This window comes from Vreelandella zhaodongensis (genome assembly GCF_013415115.1).
Lineage (GTDB): Bacteria > Pseudomonadota > Gammaproteobacteria > Pseudomonadales > Halomonadaceae > Vreelandella > Vreelandella zhaodongensis.
The window spans coordinates 58,583-76,013 of the sequence record NZ_JACCDD010000006.1; the positions used below are offsets into that span (position 1 = coordinate 58,583).

The following is a 17,431-nucleotide window of genomic DNA, read 5'->3' on the forward strand; positions in this document are numbered from 1 at the left end:
TCCTGCAGGCTGCCCGGTGGCGATTGCCACCGAGCAGAAGGGCAAAAAAGGGCTACTGGCGCATACGACGTGCGGCGGCATCCAGCGCTTCTTGCGGGGTCTGGCGTCCGCTACCTATGTTTTGCAGCGCGGGCTCCATTGCTGACCAGAAGGCACCCATTTCAGGAATATTGGGCATTGGCATACCCATCTCAGCATTTTCCAACGTCGCTGCAATGTTAGCGTCATCGGCCAGCTCAGCTTGATACTCGATGTGGGCCACTGCACCTAGCGAGCCATCGCTATTAAAGGTACGCATGCCATCTTCGCTGAGCAGGTAATTTTCCAAAAACTCAATAGCGAGAAAGTCATTTGGCGATGCAGCATTGATCATGGCAGTCATTACCCCAAACATAGGTTTGGCGCGCTCATCACCTACTTTTGGCAGCAGTGCGACCCCATAGTCGATGCCGCTTCTTTCCAGGTTGGGCCATGCCCAGGGGCCGCTGATCATGGTCGCTACTTCACCCTGGTTAAAGCGGGTGTCCATCAGGTTGTAATCGGTGCCTCGGGGCAGTACGCCACTTTCGATTAATTCCACCAGCAGCTCAGCCCCTTGCAGGGCTCCTTCGTTGTTAACGCCGATGTCGCCAATGTCATAGCCGCTGTCGGTCTGCTTGAAGGGATAGCCGCCGTTGGCGGCAAGCAATGTCCAACCGTAATAAGGTTCGCTGTAATCAAATAGGATGGCTTTTTTGCCTTCTGGAGAGAGGGCTGCATCAAGTTCCATCAGTTCAGCAAAGCTTTCTGGCGGCGCTTCTACGAGTGCTTTGTTGTAAATCAGCCCCAGCGATTCGACCGATATCGGATAGCCATAAGTGTCGCCATTCCACAGCACCGCTTCCCAGGTGAAGTCGTAAAACGCCTCACGGAATCCGTCACTTGGGGCTACCTGCTTTAGCAGGCCGCTTTGTGCCCACTCGCCCATGCGGTCGTGAGCCCAGATCACAATATCCGGCCCTTGGCCGCTGCCAGCCGCTTGTTGAAAACGATCGGTAAGGTTATCGGGGAAAATCACCCGCACCTCGATGCCAGTGTCTTCAAGAAACTGTTCGGCAACTGCGCGAATGCCCTCCTGGCCTTTATTGTCGCCCATCCAGATGGTGATGCGATCATCGTCGAATGCAAAGGCGGGCAGGGCAGCGCTGGCAGCCAGTGTGGCGGCTAGCAGCGGCATCATAAGTGGTCGATACGTTGCCATAATGTGAATACCTCGTTGTTGTTGTCTTAGAGTGCTGCTATGAGAGTTTGAAAAGCAGCGCTTTAGTCAGTGTCAGCGTGGCCAATTAAGCGCGTGCACACCTCATCCTTAAGGGGCGTAGTGGTGGCGTATCTAAGGGGCGTAGAGTGAACGAAAAGGTAACAATAAAGAGGTAATACGAAGGGTATAGACGTCGACAAGGCATAAACAAAGCGCAGCCGGGGGAGGTCAATGCTAAATTTTTGTAGTAAAATTACATGAAATATTGCGTATAATGCCCAGTATCAAGTAGATTTTAGGTAATCTAACTACATTAGGTCATCTAATTATAAATAGGAGCTGAGATGAGCCAGTCACATGCCCCGCTAGGCGGTACGAATCACGCTATTGATTTAGCGCTGTTTGGGGCGCTGGGCGACCTTGCGATGCGCAAGCTGTTTCCAGCGCTTTATCACCTTGACCGTGAAGGCTTGATGCCAAAAAGCACGCGGATCATGGGGCTGGCGCGTCAAGCACATGATACCGCTGCGTTTCGCCAGTTAGTGAATGGCGCACTGCAAAAGCGGCTGAAAAAAGATGAGCAGGATAAAGAGAGCCTCGAACGCTTTCTCAATCGGCTTGACTACTGCCAGCTGGATTTCAAAAAAGCAGAGGGCTTTGAACAGGTACGTGAGTGGCGCGAAGGCTCCGAGCGCCCCATGGTCGTCTATCTATCCGTTGGCGCCATGATCTACGGCGATATTTGCCGCAACCTTGAGGCAAGTGGCAGCTTAGATGATCAAACTCGGGTGGTCGTTGAGAAGCCTATCGGCTATGACCTGGTGTCATCAGAAGAAGTCAACGACGCTATCGGGGCGGTTTTCCCAGAGTCCCGTGTCTATCGAATCGACCACTACTTGGGGAAAGAAACCGTACAGAACCTGATTGCGCTGCGCTTTGCTAACCCACTTTTTGGGACGCAATGGAACCAGAACCACATTTCCCATGTAGAAATTACCGTCGCAGAAAAGGTCGGCATTGAAGGACGCTGGGGCTACTTCGATGATGCTGGTCAGCTTCGCGATATGGTGCAAAACCACCTGCTCCAGCTGTTGTGTTTGATTGCCATGGATCCGCCTTCCAATCTGGATGCTGACGCCATTCGTGATGAGAAGGTAAAAGTGCTTAAAGCGCTTAAGCCTTTTAACGGCGAGGCGCTGGGGCGTGACGTGGTGCGCGGACAATATACTGCGGGCACCAACGACGGCCAGCCAGTACCGGGCTATCTGGAAGAAGACGGGGCGAATACTGAAAGCCAGACCGAAACCTTTGTGGCAATGAAAACCGAAGTTTCCAACTGGCGCTGGGCGGGTGTGCCGTTCTACCTGCGCACCGGTAAGCGCATGCCTGAAAAGCTGTCCCAAATCGTGATCCACTTCCGCCAGCAACCGCACTATATTTTTGATCCTGATCAGCGGGGGATTGCGTCTAACAAGCTGATCATTCGTCTGCAGCCGGATGAAGGGATAGCACTTCAGGTGCTCACCAAAGACAGCGGTTTGGATAAAGGTATGCGTCTGCGTCCTGGCCCGCTGCACCTGGATTTTAATAGCGCGTTCCCCAAATCGCGTATCCCCGATGCCTACGAGCGCTTGCTGCTGGAGGTCATGAAGGGTCAGCAGTATCTGTTCGTGCGCCGCGATGAAGTCGAACACGCCTGGCGCTGGTGCGACCAGCTCATCGACGGCTGGAAAGCACGTGAAACACCGCCGCGCCGTTACCCAGCAGGCTCTTGGGGGCCGGTCGCCTCCATTGCCATGATTACCCAAGATGGCCGCAGTTGGTATGAGGACTATTAATATGAGCGAAGCACGTCAAGCGCTAGCACAACAGCTAGCAGAAGCGGTCTTCCAGGCATTGGCCGAAGACCTGGTACGCCAGGAGCGCGCGTTATTAGTCGTATCGGGTGGCTCTACGCCGGTGCCATTTTTTAAAGCCCTGGCAGCGAAGCCGCTGCCTTGGGCGCGCATTGATATTACCCTGGCCGATGAACGCTGGGTGGATGAGCAAAGTAGCGATAGCAACGCCAAGCTGGTGCGAGAAAACTTGCTTCAAGGAGCGGCTGCGAACGCCAACTTCGTACCGCTAACCTCAGATGACTCAACGCCGGAAGAGGGTGTTGAAGAGGTTGCCAAACGCACGGCATCTCTGCCTTGGCCCGCCAGCGTTGTGATTTTGGGAATGGGAGGCGATGGCCATACAGCGTCGCTGTTCCCCGACAGCCTAGAGCTAGGTTTGGCGCTCTCTACCGATGAGCCGCTTGTCGCGGTTCGCACACCTAGTCAGCCGCAGCCGCGTATTACTTTCTCGGCTGATCGCCTGCATCAGGCGCACCGACATATTTTACATATTACTGGCGATGATAAGCGCAGCGTATTGGCAAACGCCATGAATGGTGATGATGTCCGTAAGCTGCCCATTCGTGCGTTTTTATCTTGCCCATTGGCGATCTATTGGGCCCCCTAATGCGTCGCGCTGGGGCCTGTGCTTAGTTTTTGAATAGCACTTGGCACCGCAGGCTTTCGCCAATAAACGTTTGCCAGTAACACCTGCTTGGAGACTCACTGATGACAATCGATAAACAGCTACCCTCAACGCGCACCGCCGAGCTTGATAGCATTTGCTTAAAAGCTGAGGTCATTCCGGTGATTACCATTGACCGCCTTGAAGATGCGGTACCGTTGGGCCGTGCCTTGGTGGAAGGTGGCTTAAGCGTTCTGGAGATTACCTTACGTACCGACTGTGCCCTGGAAGCAATTAAACGCATGAAAGAAGCGCTTCCGGGGGCCAGCATCGGTGTAGGTACTGTGTTGACTCCCGCGCAATACCGCCAAGCTGAACAGGTGGGCGCAGATTTTGTGGTGACCCCTGGCGCGACAGAAGCACTTTATCGCTATGGCGTAGAAAGCCCGGTGCCAATGTTGCCCGGCGTATCAACGATCTCTGAATTGATGACCGGCTGGCAGTACGGCTATCGCCGCTTCAAGTTTTTCCCGGCTGAGTCCAGTGGTGGTGCCAAAGCCATTAAAGCCTTTGGTGCGCCGATCCCCGAAGCGCGTTTTTGCCCAACCGGCGGTATCACGGTCGATAACGCTGAAACCTACCTCTCACTACCCAATGTTATGTGTGTAGGCGGTTCCTGGTTAACGCCGAAAGCCATGGTAGAAGCGGAAGATTGGGACGGTATTCGCGAGCTGGCCCGTCAGGCTGCTGAGCGTTTTCACCACTAAAGAATACGATGTAAATCGACACGAGCACTCTCGTTACTTGCCTCACTGATATCGGGTCATGTGGGTAAGTCATTTGCCCGAGCATATTGCCATGCTCGGGCTTTTTTGTGTGCTTCACCTAACGGCGTAGAGCAGAGAAGAAAAAAGCGTGTTAGCCTCAACTTAATCGATTAAGTCAGGGTTTTTAACATTGGATCTCGTCAAATTTACTCCTCTCAGGCCAACGCTGCATTTTACGCCGCCTACCGGCTGGATGAATGATCCCAACGGACTCGTGTATTTCGAAGGAGAGTATCATCTCTTTTATCAATACCATCCCCATGACACGGTATGGGGGCCAATGCACTGGGGGCATGCCATCAGCACCGATCTCTGCCATTGGGAACACTTGCCTATTGCGCTGGCGCCAGATGCCCAAGGCGCGTGTTTTTCAGGTAGTGCCATCGTGGATGAGTATGATGTGACGGGGCTGTTTAACGGCCAGCCGGGGCTGCTGGCGTTTTATACCTGCCACCGAGTGCTTTCCGATGACCCTGAAGATTATGAGCAGTCACAGTGTTTGGCTTATAGCCGCGACAAGGGGCGCACTTGGCATCAATACGCCAATAACCCAGTGCTACCCGCATCAGGGTTTAAAGATTTTCGCGACCCAAAAGTGTTCTGGCATGCCGCTACCCAGCGTTGGGTAATGGCGCTGGCCTGTGGGCAGGAAATTCATTTTTACACCTCGGACAATCTGTTGGACTGGCAGTTTGCCAGTGCGTTTGGTGAGGGCCACGGCGCGCATACTCAGCACCCTTGGGAGTGCCCTGATCTGTTTGAACTACCTGTGGAAGACGCTAAAAATGGCCAGGTGGCTAGCCGCTGGGTATTAATTGTGGGCATTGGTGCTACGCCAGATAATGCCTTTGGCTCGTTCACACAATATTTCGTGGGGGAGTTTGACGGGCAGCATTTCACTAACGATCACTCGCCTGATGACGTCATGATGATGGATGAAGGGCGTGATTTTTACGCCGTGCAGAGCTGGTCGAATACCCCGGGTCGTCGTTTAGTCGTGGCTTGGCTGAATAATTGGCAGTATGCCAATCATGCGCCTGAAGCTGGCTGGCGGGGAATGATGAGCCTGCCCAGAGAGTTAACCCTGCGTGCGACATCGAGCGGCATTCAGCTTTGCCAGCGTATCGCCAGCGAGTGCCATGAGGCGCTGACAGCCGTACCGCATACTATCCCGCCACAGGCGATGCTGGGTGTTGGGCAATATAGCGTTTTAACCTCGTTGCCATCGGTAAGTCGTGGTTTGCTTGAACTGACCTTAGCGGCTGGCAGCCGAGTAGCGTTGTCGCTTCAGCAAGGAGACCATCAACAGCTTACTCTTGAAGCGGGAGAGGAGGACGTTGCACTTCGCTACACGCGTAACGGCGTAAACGGACAAGTAGCTTTCGATGACCATTTCGCCTGTGACCATGCAGCGGGCAGCGTTGATGGTTTAAGGGTCACGGTAGAGTGGTGGTGTGATCATGGCTCGCTGGAGATCCTCGTTAACGGCGATACGCAACAACGAGCGATTTCCCAGGTTAGCTTTATAAGTCTAACGACGGGCTCGATTGATGCGCGCGTCTTGGAAGGCAGCGCTGGGTTGCTCGGCGGCAGTGTGGTATCGAGTAAAGGTGCGGTAGCGCATTAATGGGATTTAGCGTGTAAATGGGATGCGTGATTAAGGGCGTGCTGTTGCACGCCCTTTTCACTACAGGCGTTACGTATTTCTTAGCGCTTCAATATCGCTATGGGTCGGCAGTGCGGAGTAGGCACCTGGGCGTGTTACTGCGTGAGCACCACAGCGGCAGGCAATATCCACCGCGCGGGTTAGAAAGGCACTGTCTTGGTGCCAGTTATCATCAATGCCGTGCCGTGAAAGCTCAGCCAGCAGGCCGCCAATAAACGCATCACCGCCAGCAGTGGTATCGACAGCGGCCACCGGAGGCGGTGTGATGGTATGGTCAAGGCCAACACCTTTCAGCACTACCTTGTTAGGGCCGTCGGTGATTAAAATTACTTTTACCCCGGCGGCGAGCCGCTGAGCTAGCCACGCTTCCTGAGAATGCCCGCCACGAAGATAATCAAGCTCATCTAGTGAGACTTTAACGAGATCGGCGCTATCCAATAGCTCGGTTACCAGCCAGAGGTCGGCTGACCCTTCGGTCCACAGGTTATGGCGAAGGTTGGCATCCACGCTGACTAAACAGCCCGCACGCTTCGCCATAGCGGCAATCGCCAAGGTGGTGTCGGCAATCTCGGGGTCGGTCAAACTGTTGCTGCATAAGTGAACAATCGCCTGTTGTTCAAACACGCCGTGGGGCAGGTGCTCTAGGCGATAAAGTAGGTCGGCCGCCGGTGGGCGATAAAAATCAAACGTGCGCTCGCCGCTGCTGTCCCGGGAAACAAACGCCAGCGCAGTGCGTGCTTCTTTAGTCAGCACCACGCCCTGAGTATCCACGCCATGGCTTTTCAGCTCACGAATCAGGAAGTGGCCAAACGTATCGTCACCCACCATACCTAAAAACTGGCTGGGTACGTTAAGTCGGGCACAGGCAACCGCGACGTTAGCTGGCGCGCCGCCCGCGTAAGGCGTGAAGGTTTCTTGGCCGGTGTCATCGCCTAAGCGACTGGACAGCATGTCAACCAAGGCTTCACCGAAAGCAATCACCGGCGTCATAAGTCATTCCTTATCATTATATTATTAATGTTGATGAAGGGGTTACGCGACGCAGTGGCCTCGCGCGGCCTCTAAAAGTTCGTACCATGTCTCTCTTGAGAGCGTCTCTGGCCCGTCGAGCATGTCAGCAATACGCTCAGGCTTTACACTGCCGACCACGGGAATCGGCCGGCTAGGCAGTGACCGCAACCAAGCCAGCGCTAACGCGTTAGGGGTGCAGTTTTGCTCTCGGGCTACGCGGTTAAGCACGTTGCCGACGTCGCCTTGCATGAGTGTGCCGCCCGCTAGCGGTGACCAGGCCATCGGCGCATGGCCGTCGGCGCATAGATCATCAAAGCTGCCGTCAAATAGCGGGACGTTATGGCTAATGGAAAGCTCGATTTGGTTGGCTCGTAAAGGGTGATACATGGCGTTTTGCAGTCTACGCCACTGACTTGGCAAGTGGTTAGAAATGCCCGCAGCGCCAATTTTTCCTGCATTGATAGCGTCATCAAGAGTACGGCCAGTCGCTTCTGCGTTCATTAATAAGTCAGGGCGATGAATTAAAAAGTGATCTAACCGTTCGACGCCAAGGCGGTTAAGTGCATTGTCAATGGCGCGGCTTAGATAATCCGGGCTGGCGTTGTAGTGTTTCACCTTGCCAGAGCCGTGGGCTGGGTTATCGTTGGCAATGCTGGCTTTGGTCACAACGTGAAGCCGCTTGGTCAGGTTAGGGCGGGTGCGCAGCGCTTGGCCAAACAGCGTCTCACACGCACCGCTGCCGTAAATGTCGGCATGGTCGAACCAGTGCAACCCCTGCTCAATGCGGGCTTCGATCCAGTCGGCAAGGTGATTCGCTTGGTGCATCTCTGGGGCTTCATGCAGGCGCATCATGCCGAGAACAAAGGGCACATCGAAGGTGTGAACGGGCATGGCCATTCCTAATAAGTTAAAAGACTTCTTCGTTATGCAGCGCTTCGGCGGCGCCGAGCAGCCCTGTCCACGGGTGAGTCACAATCCACACGGGAATATCGGCGTTATAAGCGCCCATCCGGCCTTTGTTCACAAAGCTATCACGTAGCTCGGATTTGGGTAGCCACTCCAGCAGGCGCGGTAAAATTCCGCCGCATAGATAAACGCCGCCCCTGGCTCCCATTGTTAGGGTCGCGTCGCCGCATACATCGCCGAGGATTTTTAAAAAGCGCAGCAGGGTGGCGGTGGCCGTAGGGTCACCCTGGTTGGCGGCTTGGGTAACCTCTGCTGGCGTCGTGTAGCTAGGCGTTTGCTCGTTCAGCGCACAATGGGCTTGATACAGCTCCAGTAGGCCCTGGCCGCATAAAATGCGTTCCACGCTGACCCGTTGGTAATGCTGTAGAAACACATCCAGCAGTGCACGCTCGGTGCTGTCAGTGGGGGCAAACGTGACGTGACCGCCTTCAGTGGGGAGAGGTATCCAAGCATGCTGGCCGGGGAAAACGCCAGCAACACCTAAGCCTGTACCAGGGCCTATCACTAGGCGGGTAGAGTGAGACTGAGCCACACCCGCTTGCACTTCTACCAAATTGTCGGTGTCCACATGGGGGACGCCTAACGCCTGGGCGGTAAAGTCGTTAATCACTTTGAATAGCGACAGATTCAGCGTTTGCTGAACATCGCTTTTCATAAAATCCCAGTGATTATTGGTCATCTTGACTCGCTCGGCGTGAACCGGGCAGGCAAACGCCAGACAGGCTTCCACCGGTGCATTTTCCCGGGTGGCTCCCACGCGCTCCAGGTAGTCCTGAATCGCGTCGATAACACCAGGGTAGTCAGCACAGGGAAGATTAATAATATCGTGGGGCGTCACCCCACCTGGCGTGACGAGCGCCAGGCGGGCATTGGTACCACCAATATCACCAATTAATGCCGGTCGCATCAGGCATCCTCTTGAAGAATCTGGTCCTGTTGGCGGGCAAGGTCATCGGCTTCAAAGCCGCCCAACGAGCCTGCGCCTTCTTCACCACGCATGGCTAAGTGGCGGAAGCCGCTAAACAGTTCGCGGCCCAGGCCTACGTGATAGTGGTCCAGATTAGCCACCACGCGTTCGCGGTCTGCCCAGGTAGCCGCCTCTACTTTGGCTTCCAGCGTACCGGCGTTGGCGTCCAGGCGCACAATGTCGCCGTCGCGCAGTTTCGATAGCGGGCCGCCGTCCAGTGCTTCCGGACTAATGTGAATCGCAGCAGGCACTTTACCCGACGCGCCGGACATACGCCCATCGGTCACCAGCGCCACTTTGAAACCACGGTCCTGCAGTACGCCCAGGAACGGCGTCAGCTTGTGTAGTTCCGGCATGCCGTTGGCTTTTGGCCCCTGGAAGCGCACCACAACGATGACATCGCGATCTAAGTCTCCAGACTCAAACGCCGCCTTCATTTCGTTCTGGTCTCCGAAGATTTTCACCGGTGCTTCTACCACGCGGTGCTCGTCGGCAACGGCGGATACTTTGATCACGCCTCGTCCCAGATTGCCTTTCATTACCGTTAGACCGCCGGTAGCTGCGAAGGGGGTAGTCACTGGCCGTAAGACGTCTTCGTCCAGGCTGTTTTCTGGCCCTTCACGCCATACCACTTTGCCATTTTCCAAGAACGGCTCTTGGGTATAAGCGGTTAAGTCAGTGCCGAATACTGTCGGGATATCGCCGTGCAGCAAGCCCGCGCCCAGCAGTTCGCGGAACAGGTAACTCATACCGCCTGCCGCCTGGAAGTGGTTAATGTCCGCTTGGCCGTTGGGGTATACCTTCATCAAGCTGGGCGTTACAGCGGATAGGTCGGTGAAGTCATCCCAGTTCAGCGTAATGCCCGCAGCGGCTGCCATGGCAATCAAGTGCAGCGTATGGTTGGTTGAACCACCCGATGCCAGCAACCCCACCACCGCGTTGACGATGGCGCGCTCATCAATTTGCTTGAAGAAAGGACGATAGTCGCCGCCAGGTTCGGTGTTGCGAATCGCCTGCTCGGTCGCGTAACGGGTCAGGGCTTCACGCATTTCCGTGCCTGGGTTCACAAACGAGGTACCCGGCAGGTGAAGGCCCATTACTTCCATCATCAGCTGGTTCGAGTTGGCAGTACCGTAGAAGGTACAGGTGCCAGGGCTGTGATAGGAGTCAGACTCCGCTTGCAGCAGCTCTTCGCGGCCCACTTTACCTTCCGCGTATAGCTGGCGAATGCGCGCTTTCTCTTTGTTCGGTAGGCCGCTGGGCATCGGGCCGGCCGGTACGAACATGGCGGGTAGATGGCCAAAGCGCGCAGCAGCGATAAACAGGCCAGGGATAATCTTGTCGCACACGCCCAGGTAAAGGGCAGCATCAAACATGTTGTGTGAAAGCCCAACCGCAGCAGCCATCGCAATCACATCGCGGGAAAACAGCGACAGTTCCATGCCCGGTTGCCCTTGGGTAACCCCATCACACATGGCAGGAACACCACCGGCAAACTGGGCGGTTGAACCCATGGCGCTGGCAGCGGCTTTGATGGTTTCTGGGAAGGTTTCAAACGGCTGGTGGGCCGACAGCATGTCGTTGTAAGAAGAAATAATCCCCAGGTTGGCGCTGTTCATCAGCTTCAGGGAGTCTTTCTCTTGGGGGCTACAGGCGGCGAAGCCGTGGGCCAGGTTACCGCAGGATAGCTCTGCACGATGCACACCACGCTTATGCTGGTCCGCCATGCGTTGCTCATAGAGAGCACGCCGTTCGGCAGAGCGCTCACGAATGCGTTGGGTAACCTCAGCAACGGTAGAATTTAAAGTAGCGGGTGTTGAGCTCGGCATAGTGACCTCTGCATGGTAGAGACGGTGAGTCAAGTTTGTAGTTATTTTACATCTTTTTTCGTCGATATAAGAGACTTTACGGCAATAAAAACCATATTTGTAGTTTTATTACCCCCTGGTTAATAAAGACTATCGTCGTAAATGATGATGCTTTTGTGAACAGTAAGGATAAAAGGGCAATCCGTTCCCTCATGGGGGTGAAGCGCCTTAAAGCGCAAGTATAGCAGCCGCGCTTTTGCTACCATCTTGCGCAAAATGAATTTGATTGCTGCACTGGAGCTGCCATGCACCCCATCGTTAACCAAGTCACGCCACTTGATAGCCACACTGGCGCATTGACGCTTCGCTATATTGATACGCTAACCAAGCCGCCCGGCAGCCTTGGGCAGTTAGAAGCGTTGGCCGTTAAACTCAGCGAGATGACGGGCAGTAGCAAGCCTTCGGTGACACCGCCCAGCGTGCTGATTTTTGCTGCTGATCATGGTGTTGCTGAAGAGGGCGTGTCAGCCTTTCCGCAAGAAGTCACGGCACAGATGGTGGCTAATTTTGACCGTGGTGGTGCGGCAATTAATGTCTTTGCTAGACAAATTGGCGCCCAGGTTGAGGTCGTGGATGTTGGCGTTGCTTCACACCTAGTGATGCCGGGTATTACCGATGCCAAGGTGCGCGCGGGCACCGCCAATATGGTGCTTGAAGATGCCATGAGCCGTGACGAAGCGTTAGCTGCATTACAGGTAGGCTGCGAGGCCGTTGAGCGAGCCGTTCAGGCGGGCGCGAAATGTATTATTGTTGGTGAAATGGGCATTGCTAATACCACGGCAAGCAGCGCTATGCTGGCGGCACTGACAGGTAAACCAGTGGCCCAGTTAGTGGGCGCTGGTACCGGTATTAGTAGCACCCAGCAGGCTCATAAAGTAGCGGTGATCGAGCGGGCGCTAAGCGCACGCCAAGCTAATGCCGAAGACCCCATGGAGGTGTTAGCCAAGCTAGGCGGGTTAGAGATCGCCGCCATGACAGGGGCTTATTTAGCCACGGCGGCAAACCGACGCCCTGCCATTGTGGATGGCTTTATCGCCACGGTAGCCGCTCTGACTGCCTGTCGTTTATGTCCGGCGGTGCGCGGTTATTTGATTTTTGGACATCGTTCTGAAGAGCCCGGTCACGCCACGGCCCTTGAGGCGCTTGATGCGTCGCCGCTGCTAGCCTTGGGAATGCGCCTGGGAGAAGGCAGTGGCGCGGCGTTGGCATTTCCTTTATTGCAGGCCGCCGCCGCGATGCTCAGTGAAATGGCCACCTTTGCTGATGCGGGCATTAGTGATAATGCTGCCCCATGAGCGAGATTGATACGCTTTCATTTAGCCAGCCGCTAATGTGGTCGCAAAGCGAACACTGCTTGGTGGTGTCTGCTGCTGAGCCACTGTATACCCTGAGTAGTGCGCTTGTGGGGGGCGGGTTTGGTCATCGCCAACACTTCGCAAATTTCCACGTCGATAAAGACTACGATGGCCATCACCCGAAAGATGACCTGATGCGCTGGCTAGATGATCAACAACTACCGCTATCCGCTGTTGCCATGATGACTGCAGTGCGCCTGCACAGCGTTTGTGCCGTCAGCGTACCGTTGGCTGAAACACCCAATGGTGTGCTGGCGTTGGTGACGGCAGGTGTTGGCAACGCGGTGGATATTAGCGTTTCAAGCGACGCAGACCCTCGTTTAATGCTGAGAAGCACACCCAAGGTGGGCACGATTAATACGTTTCTTTTTTTAGATGCTTATTTAACTGATGGTGCGCTGGTTAATGCCTCTCTCTCGGCAACGGAAGCGAAAGTTCAGGCGCTGAGAAAAATAGGCGTTAATGACCCATTCAGCGGAACGCCCGCCACCGGCACATCAACCGATAGCCTGTCTATCGCCGTTACGCAGCGTGGCGATCCAACACCTTATGCAGGCTCTGGCACTGCTATTGGGCGAGCGATAGGGCAAGCGGTGTATCAGGCGACGTTGGGATCGCTGATTAAATCGCAGCAGGCTTCACCATGCTAGGGTTAACGTCTGTCGTTTTAGTAGCGATTGCGATTGTCATTGATTTAGTCGTTGGCGATCCCCGTTCGCTACCGCACCCCGTGGTAATAATAGGACGTGCCATCAGCGCACTTGAGCAGCGCTGGAACCAGGGAAGTGACAAGCGCCGTCGGCTCCTGGGCTTTTTACTCACTGCAACCATTGTGCTGGGCACGTTTAGCCTTGCTTGGCTGAGTTTGGTGGTACTGACTTGGGTGCATCCTTGGCTTGGGCTAGCTGCCGAGCTATGGCTGCTGGCGACAACGCTGGCCATAAAAGGCTTGGCGGAAGCGGGGCGCGCCATTGCCGTGCCGCTGGCTAACGGTGATTTTGCATCGGCGCGCAATGCACTTGCCATGGTGGTGGGGCGTGATACCGAGCAACTGGATGAAGCGGAAATTACCCGCGGTGCGGTGGAAACCATTGCAGAAAATACGGTGGACGGCATCACCTCGCCGCTTTTCTTCGCTCTTATCGGCGGTGCGCCGCTGGCGCTGGCTTATAAAGCAATCAACACGCTGGACTCCATGGTGGGCTACCAAAACAAACGCTACAGCGACTTCGGTTATGCCTCGGCGAAGCTCGATGATATGGCTAACTGGCTGCCCGCAAGGCTGACCGCGCTCTGTTTGTGGGCTGCCGGGGTGCTGATCAGCTGGCACTCGTCGGCGCTATATTGGCGTCGAGCCATTACGGCCACCTGCCGCGAAGCGCCCCGTCACCCAAGCCCTAATGCGGGGTGGCCAGAAGCCATGGTCGCGAATCTGTTGGGTGTGCAACTGGGCGGCACCAATGTTTATCAGGGCGCGGTTTCCCATCGAGCAACCCTTGGCTCCCCGCTGGAAACACTGACGTTTTCGCATATCAACGTCACGATTAAATTGATGCACGGCGCTTGGCTGCTGTTTTTCTTGTTAATGGCCGTGTTGATGAGTGTATTAGCGGGCGTATTAATGAGTTCGGCAGGCGCGGGGGGCGTATGGTTATGAGTCGTCAAACCACTGTTCATGAGGCGGCTGACTGGCCAAGCCATGGTGGCCAGGCCGCAGCGATGCTGAAGCGTTTTGGATTACCTGCCGACCATATGGTTGACGATGTGAGCGCTAACCTTAACCCGTTTGGGCCGCCCGAGTGGGTAGCAAGCTGGCTGGTAACTCGACTTGGCGGGCTTAGCCGCTACCCCTCGCCAGACTATGCGTCAGCCCGGCAGGCCATTGCGGCGCACAACGGTGTTCAGCCAGCACAAGTACTGCTGACTAATGGTGGGGCGGAAGCGATTTTTCTTGCCGCGGCGCTGCATGCCGGTGGCCGAGCCTTATTACTGGCTCCCAGTTTTGGTGAATATGCCAGAGCTTGTTCTGCCTACCGTATTGAAATTACCGAGCATGTGTTGCCCGAGCCGCATTTCGCTTGTGAGATGGCCGACCTACTAGAGCAAGCGGCAACCGCCGACGTGGTGTTTCTGTGCCGCCCGAATAACCCGACTGGCACGCTGATACCCATTGACGCAGTAGAGACACTGCTAGCACATACGCAGACAACCGGTACCCAGGTGGTGGTTGATGAAGCGTTTATCGACCTATCGATAGACGTTGAGCCGTTGACGCCGCTGCTTAAGCGGTACTGTCATTTAGTGCTGCTACGCTCAATGACCAAGTTTTATACCTTGCCTGGATTGCGCCTAGGCTACGTGCTGGCTTCGAAAAACATAGTAGCCACCATGAGCCACCACCAGCCGCCCTGGAGTGTGAACCACCTTGCCGCCGAACTGGTGGCGCCGCTGCTAGCGGATAGTGAATTTGCACGGCTCACCCAGCAGTGGCTGGCCAGTGAGCAGCCACGTATGGGTAAGGCGTTGCAGGCGTTAGGGCTTGAGGTGGTGACCAGTCATAGCTGCTTTTTCCTTGTGCGGCCTAGTGTTTTACAGCGTGAACGCGGCGTGACCAGCGCAGATCTGTTTGAACGCATGCTTTATAAAGGACTATTGGCGAGACATACCCATAGTTTTAAAGGGCTTGAGGGCAGCTGGCTGCGCTTGGCACTGCGTGATGAGTCGGCAAATAACCGGTTGCTAAAGGTGTTGCATGATTGTCTTTGTTAGTGGGGGGGCTCGCTCTGGAAAAAGCCAAGTAGCGGAGCAGCGTGTGCTCAGCGCGGCGGGTGACGCCAACTGCTATTACATTGCCACTGCCAGTGTTTACGACGTAGAAATGGCCGACCGAGTATCGCGCCATCAGGCACGCCGGGAAGGCCAATGGGTGACGCTAGAAGCGCCCCTGGCAATTGACCAAGCCATTGCCCAAGTGCCCGATCACCACGCGGTGCTACTCGATTGTTTAACCCTGTGGGCTGGGCAAGTGCTGTTTGGCGCTGAGCCAAATGAAGAATTCAGTGATGAGCAAGGTCTGGCGCTGTTGGCTCACTGCCTGCGTGATGCACAAGCACGGGGGCTGACATTGGTAATTGTGTCGAACGATCTCAACGAAGAGCTAATTCCCAATCAGCCCGCTACCTGGCGCTACGTTGAGTTTATCCAGTGCCTGCACCGCTGGTTAGCGGCGGAAGCTGACTCAGTGCTTGAAGTCATTGCGGGCTGTGCCATGGAGTGGAAACGATGAAAGATGCGCTGTTCGGCCTGATGCTCGCGCTGCAGTTTCTAACCCGAATTCCGGTTCCTGTTGCCTGCCCGTGGACACCTGCCACCCGCCGCTGGGCAATCCGTGCCTATCCGTTGGTGGGGTTATTAATTGGCAGCGTGCTGGCGTTAAGCGCGCTGCTATTAAGTTTTATAGGTTCACCAGCGCCAATAACAGCATTGTTACTGCTTAGTTTATGGGTAGCGCTTTATGGTGGTTTGCATCTCGATGGTGTGATGGATCTTGCCGACGCGTTAGGTAGTAACCAACCCCTTGAACGGCGTTGGGAAATCATGAAAGACCCCCAGATAGGCAGTTTCGGCATCCTGGCCTTGCTGTTTTTGCTGGCTTGGAAGGGCGTTTTGCTGTGGGCACTGTTGGCTTATCAAGCACCGCTGTGGTGGCTGGTGGCGGTGCCTGCATTAGGCCGGTTTGCTGGGGTTGCGCTACTGATTTTTACCCCCTGCGCTGACTCGAAAGGTCTCGCATGGAGCTGGCAGCAGTCGCTTAGCGCCCGTGATGCTGGTTATGCCTTGCTACCGTTGGTTCTGCTTGGTGCGGTGTCCCCTGCATTGTTTGCCTGGGGGGTAGCCATCGTCGTGTGGGTGGTAATCGCCAGAAGGGTACTGCTGCGTCTATTTAACGGCATCAATGGCGATATGGTTGGTGCCACTATTGAAGGAGGAGAGCTTTGGCTACTGGTCTTAATGTGGAGCTGGTGGCAGTTCGCCACGGTATCACCGCCTGGAATTTAGAGCGCCGCTACCAAGGGCAGCGCGATATTCCGCTGCTGTTTCCTGATGCGGAAGCGGGACTGCTGGCATTGCGTGACGCACTTGCAGAAGAGCGCTTTGACGCTATTTATTCAAGCGATTTAAACCGCTGTCAGCAAACCCTCGGATGGTCGCAGGCGGCAAAGCCGGGTGTGCCTCTGTATCTAGAGCCACGGCTACGGGAGCTAGATTTTGGTGACTATGAAGGTAAAGTTTATGATGAGTTAAAAGACTTGCCCCATTATCGCGCTTGGATTGACAGTGTGGGTGAGCTGCAAATTCCAGGCGGTGAATCTTCCGGCCAACTACGTGACCGATTAAATGCTTGGCTTGAACAGGTGGCCGCCCATGCGCGTGAACATCATTATCAGAAAGTGCTGGTCGTAACCCACGGCGGGGTAATACGCGAGTTACGGCGTCGGTTCGAAACCATTGGTTTTTGGGAAGGCATCGTTCACCAAGCGCAGGGGCGGCGTTGGCAACTGACATATCAAGAACGTGAAGGTGGCAAAGGAGAGTGGCAATGCAGCTGTTCATCGGCGGTGCCTGCGCAGGTAAGCGCGACGCTGTAAAAGCACGCTTTCCCAGTGCTGTTTGGTGGCGGCTTTCCCCAGGACAGCGTTTACACGAAGCGACCCACATCATGCAGCCTAGCGTACCGCTTGTGCTTCATGGTGTATTTGAGTGGTTAGCGGCAGTGCAGAGCCTGGATATAAGCAGCGATGTGTTGCGCGCTCAGTGGCGGGGAGATCTGGAAAGCCTGGAGAGTGCAGCACAAACCCACGAGGTAACGCTGGTCATCATCATGAACGAGTTAGGGCGGGGTATCGTTCCCATGGCCCGAGACCAGCGTCGCCTGCGCGATTTAAGCGGCTGGTTTAGCCAAGATACCGCCTCTCAATCCGAGCAGGTTTGGCATGTGCGGCACGGGTTGGTGCAGGCGGTTAAGTAG

General features: G+C 55.3%; 17 protein-coding genes. 12 read left to right on the plus strand and 5 right to left on the minus strand.

Annotation, left to right across the window (positions count from 1 at the left end; translation table 11 throughout):
* Window positions 1-52: 52 nt before the first annotated feature.
* Window positions 53-1,240, minus strand: coding sequence for a maltose/maltodextrin ABC transporter substrate-binding protein MalE (gene malE / locus HZS79_RS11405; RefSeq protein WP_179927929.1), 1,188 nt, complete (start codon window positions 1,238-1,240; stop codon window positions 53-55).
* Window positions 1,241-1,584: 344 nt separating this feature from the next.
* Here malE and zwf point away from each other — a divergent pair, with 344 nt between their 5' ends.
* The 4 genes from zwf to HZS79_RS11425 all read left to right on the plus strand — a co-directional run bounded on the left by zwf (window position 1,585) and on the right by HZS79_RS11425 (window position 6,196).
* On the plus strand, window positions 1,585-3,078 hold the full coding sequence (zwf, locus tag HZS79_RS11410) for a glucose-6-phosphate dehydrogenase (protein ID WP_179927930.1): 1,494 nt from the start codon (window positions 1,585-1,587) through the stop codon (window positions 3,076-3,078).
* 1 nt (window position 3,079) lies between these two features.
* Window positions 3,080-3,745 carry a 6-phosphogluconolactonase gene (gene pgl, locus HZS79_RS11415; RefSeq protein WP_179927931.1) on the plus strand — a complete coding sequence of 222 codons (666 nt, stop codon included), beginning with the start codon at window positions 3,080-3,082 and terminating at the stop codon, window positions 3,743-3,745.
* A gap of 101 nt (window positions 3,746-3,846) precedes the next feature.
* The gene (locus tag HZS79_RS11420; protein ID WP_009723656.1) at window positions 3,847-4,509 is read left to right on the plus strand and encodes a bifunctional 4-hydroxy-2-oxoglutarate aldolase/2-dehydro-3-deoxy-phosphogluconate aldolase; all 663 of its coding nucleotides are present in this window, start codon (window positions 3,847-3,849) and stop codon (window positions 4,507-4,509) included.
* A 190-nt stretch (window positions 4,510-4,699) separates the two neighbouring features.
* The gene (locus HZS79_RS11425; protein ID WP_246311459.1) at window positions 4,700-6,196 is read left to right on the plus strand and encodes a glycoside hydrolase family 32 protein; all 1,497 of its coding nucleotides are present in this window, start codon (window positions 4,700-4,702) and stop codon (window positions 6,194-6,196) included.
* A 69-nt stretch (window positions 6,197-6,265) separates the two neighbouring features.
* Here HZS79_RS11425 and HZS79_RS11430 read toward each other — a convergent pair whose 3' ends face one another.
* From HZS79_RS11430 to edd, 4 genes are read right to left on the minus strand one after another with little or no spacing between them, the layout of a single operon-like run.
* The gene (locus tag HZS79_RS11430) at window positions 6,266-7,225 is read right to left on the minus strand and encodes a carbohydrate kinase family protein (RefSeq protein WP_179927932.1); all 960 of its coding nucleotides are present in this window, start codon (window positions 7,223-7,225) and stop codon (window positions 6,266-6,268) included.
* A gap of 42 nt (window positions 7,226-7,267) precedes the next feature.
* Entirely contained in the window at window positions 7,268-8,137 is an 870-nt protein-coding gene (locus HZS79_RS11435; RefSeq protein WP_179927933.1) for an aldo/keto reductase, read from the minus strand.
* Window positions 8,138-8,153: 16 nt separating this feature from the next.
* A complete protein-coding gene (gene glk / locus HZS79_RS11440) occupies window positions 8,154-9,119 on the minus strand; it encodes a glucokinase (protein ID WP_179927934.1) in 966 nt (321 codons plus the stop codon).
* Entirely contained in the window at window positions 9,119-11,008 is a 1,890-nt protein-coding gene (gene edd / locus HZS79_RS11445) for a phosphogluconate dehydratase (protein WP_162219311.1), read from the minus strand. The genes glk and edd overlap by 1 nt, the downstream gene beginning before the upstream one ends.
* Window positions 11,009-11,292: 284 nt before the next feature.
* Between edd and cobT the strand changes: the two genes are divergently transcribed.
* From cobT to HZS79_RS11485, 8 genes are read left to right on the plus strand one after another with little or no spacing between them, the layout of a single operon-like run.
* A complete protein-coding gene (gene cobT / locus HZS79_RS11450; protein WP_179927935.1) occupies window positions 11,293-12,342 on the plus strand; it encodes a nicotinate-nucleotide--dimethylbenzimidazole phosphoribosyltransferase in 1,050 nt (349 codons plus the stop codon).
* Window positions 12,339-13,052: an adenosylcobinamide amidohydrolase gene (locus HZS79_RS11455; protein ID WP_179927936.1), complete on the plus strand. Its 714-nt coding sequence runs from the start codon at window positions 12,339-12,341 to the stop codon at window positions 13,050-13,052. The genes cobT and HZS79_RS11455 overlap by 4 nt, the downstream gene beginning before the upstream one ends.
* Complete coding sequence (gene cbiB, locus HZS79_RS11460; protein WP_179927937.1) at window positions 13,046-14,059, plus strand: adenosylcobinamide-phosphate synthase CbiB; 1,014 nt, start codon at window positions 13,046-13,048, stop codon at window positions 14,057-14,059. Before HZS79_RS11455 ends, cbiB begins: the two co-directional genes overlap by 7 nt.
* Complete coding sequence (gene cobD, locus HZS79_RS11465) at window positions 14,056-15,171, plus strand: threonine-phosphate decarboxylase CobD (RefSeq protein ID WP_179927938.1); 1,116 nt, start codon at window positions 14,056-14,058, stop codon at window positions 15,169-15,171. The genes cbiB and cobD overlap by 4 nt, the downstream gene beginning before the upstream one ends.
* On the plus strand, window positions 15,155-15,688 hold the full coding sequence (locus HZS79_RS11470; RefSeq protein ID WP_179927939.1) for a bifunctional adenosylcobinamide kinase/adenosylcobinamide-phosphate guanylyltransferase: 534 nt from the start codon (window positions 15,155-15,157) through the stop codon (window positions 15,686-15,688). Before cobD ends, HZS79_RS11470 begins: the two co-directional genes overlap by 17 nt.
* Window positions 15,685-16,461 (plus strand): adenosylcobinamide-GDP ribazoletransferase, encoded by a 777-nt coding sequence (gene cobS, locus HZS79_RS11475; protein WP_162219305.1) that lies wholly within the window; start codon window positions 15,685-15,687, stop codon window positions 16,459-16,461. The genes HZS79_RS11470 and cobS overlap by 4 nt, the downstream gene beginning before the upstream one ends.
* Complete coding sequence (locus HZS79_RS11480) at window positions 16,398-17,051, plus strand: histidine phosphatase family protein (RefSeq protein ID WP_162219304.1); 654 nt, start codon at window positions 16,398-16,400, stop codon at window positions 17,049-17,051. Before cobS ends, HZS79_RS11480 begins: the two co-directional genes overlap by 64 nt.
* Window positions 17,003-17,431: a bifunctional adenosylcobinamide kinase/adenosylcobinamide-phosphate guanylyltransferase gene (locus tag HZS79_RS11485; RefSeq protein ID WP_179927940.1), complete on the plus strand. Its 429-nt coding sequence runs from the start codon at window positions 17,003-17,005 to the stop codon at window positions 17,429-17,431. The genes HZS79_RS11480 and HZS79_RS11485 overlap by 49 nt, the downstream gene beginning before the upstream one ends.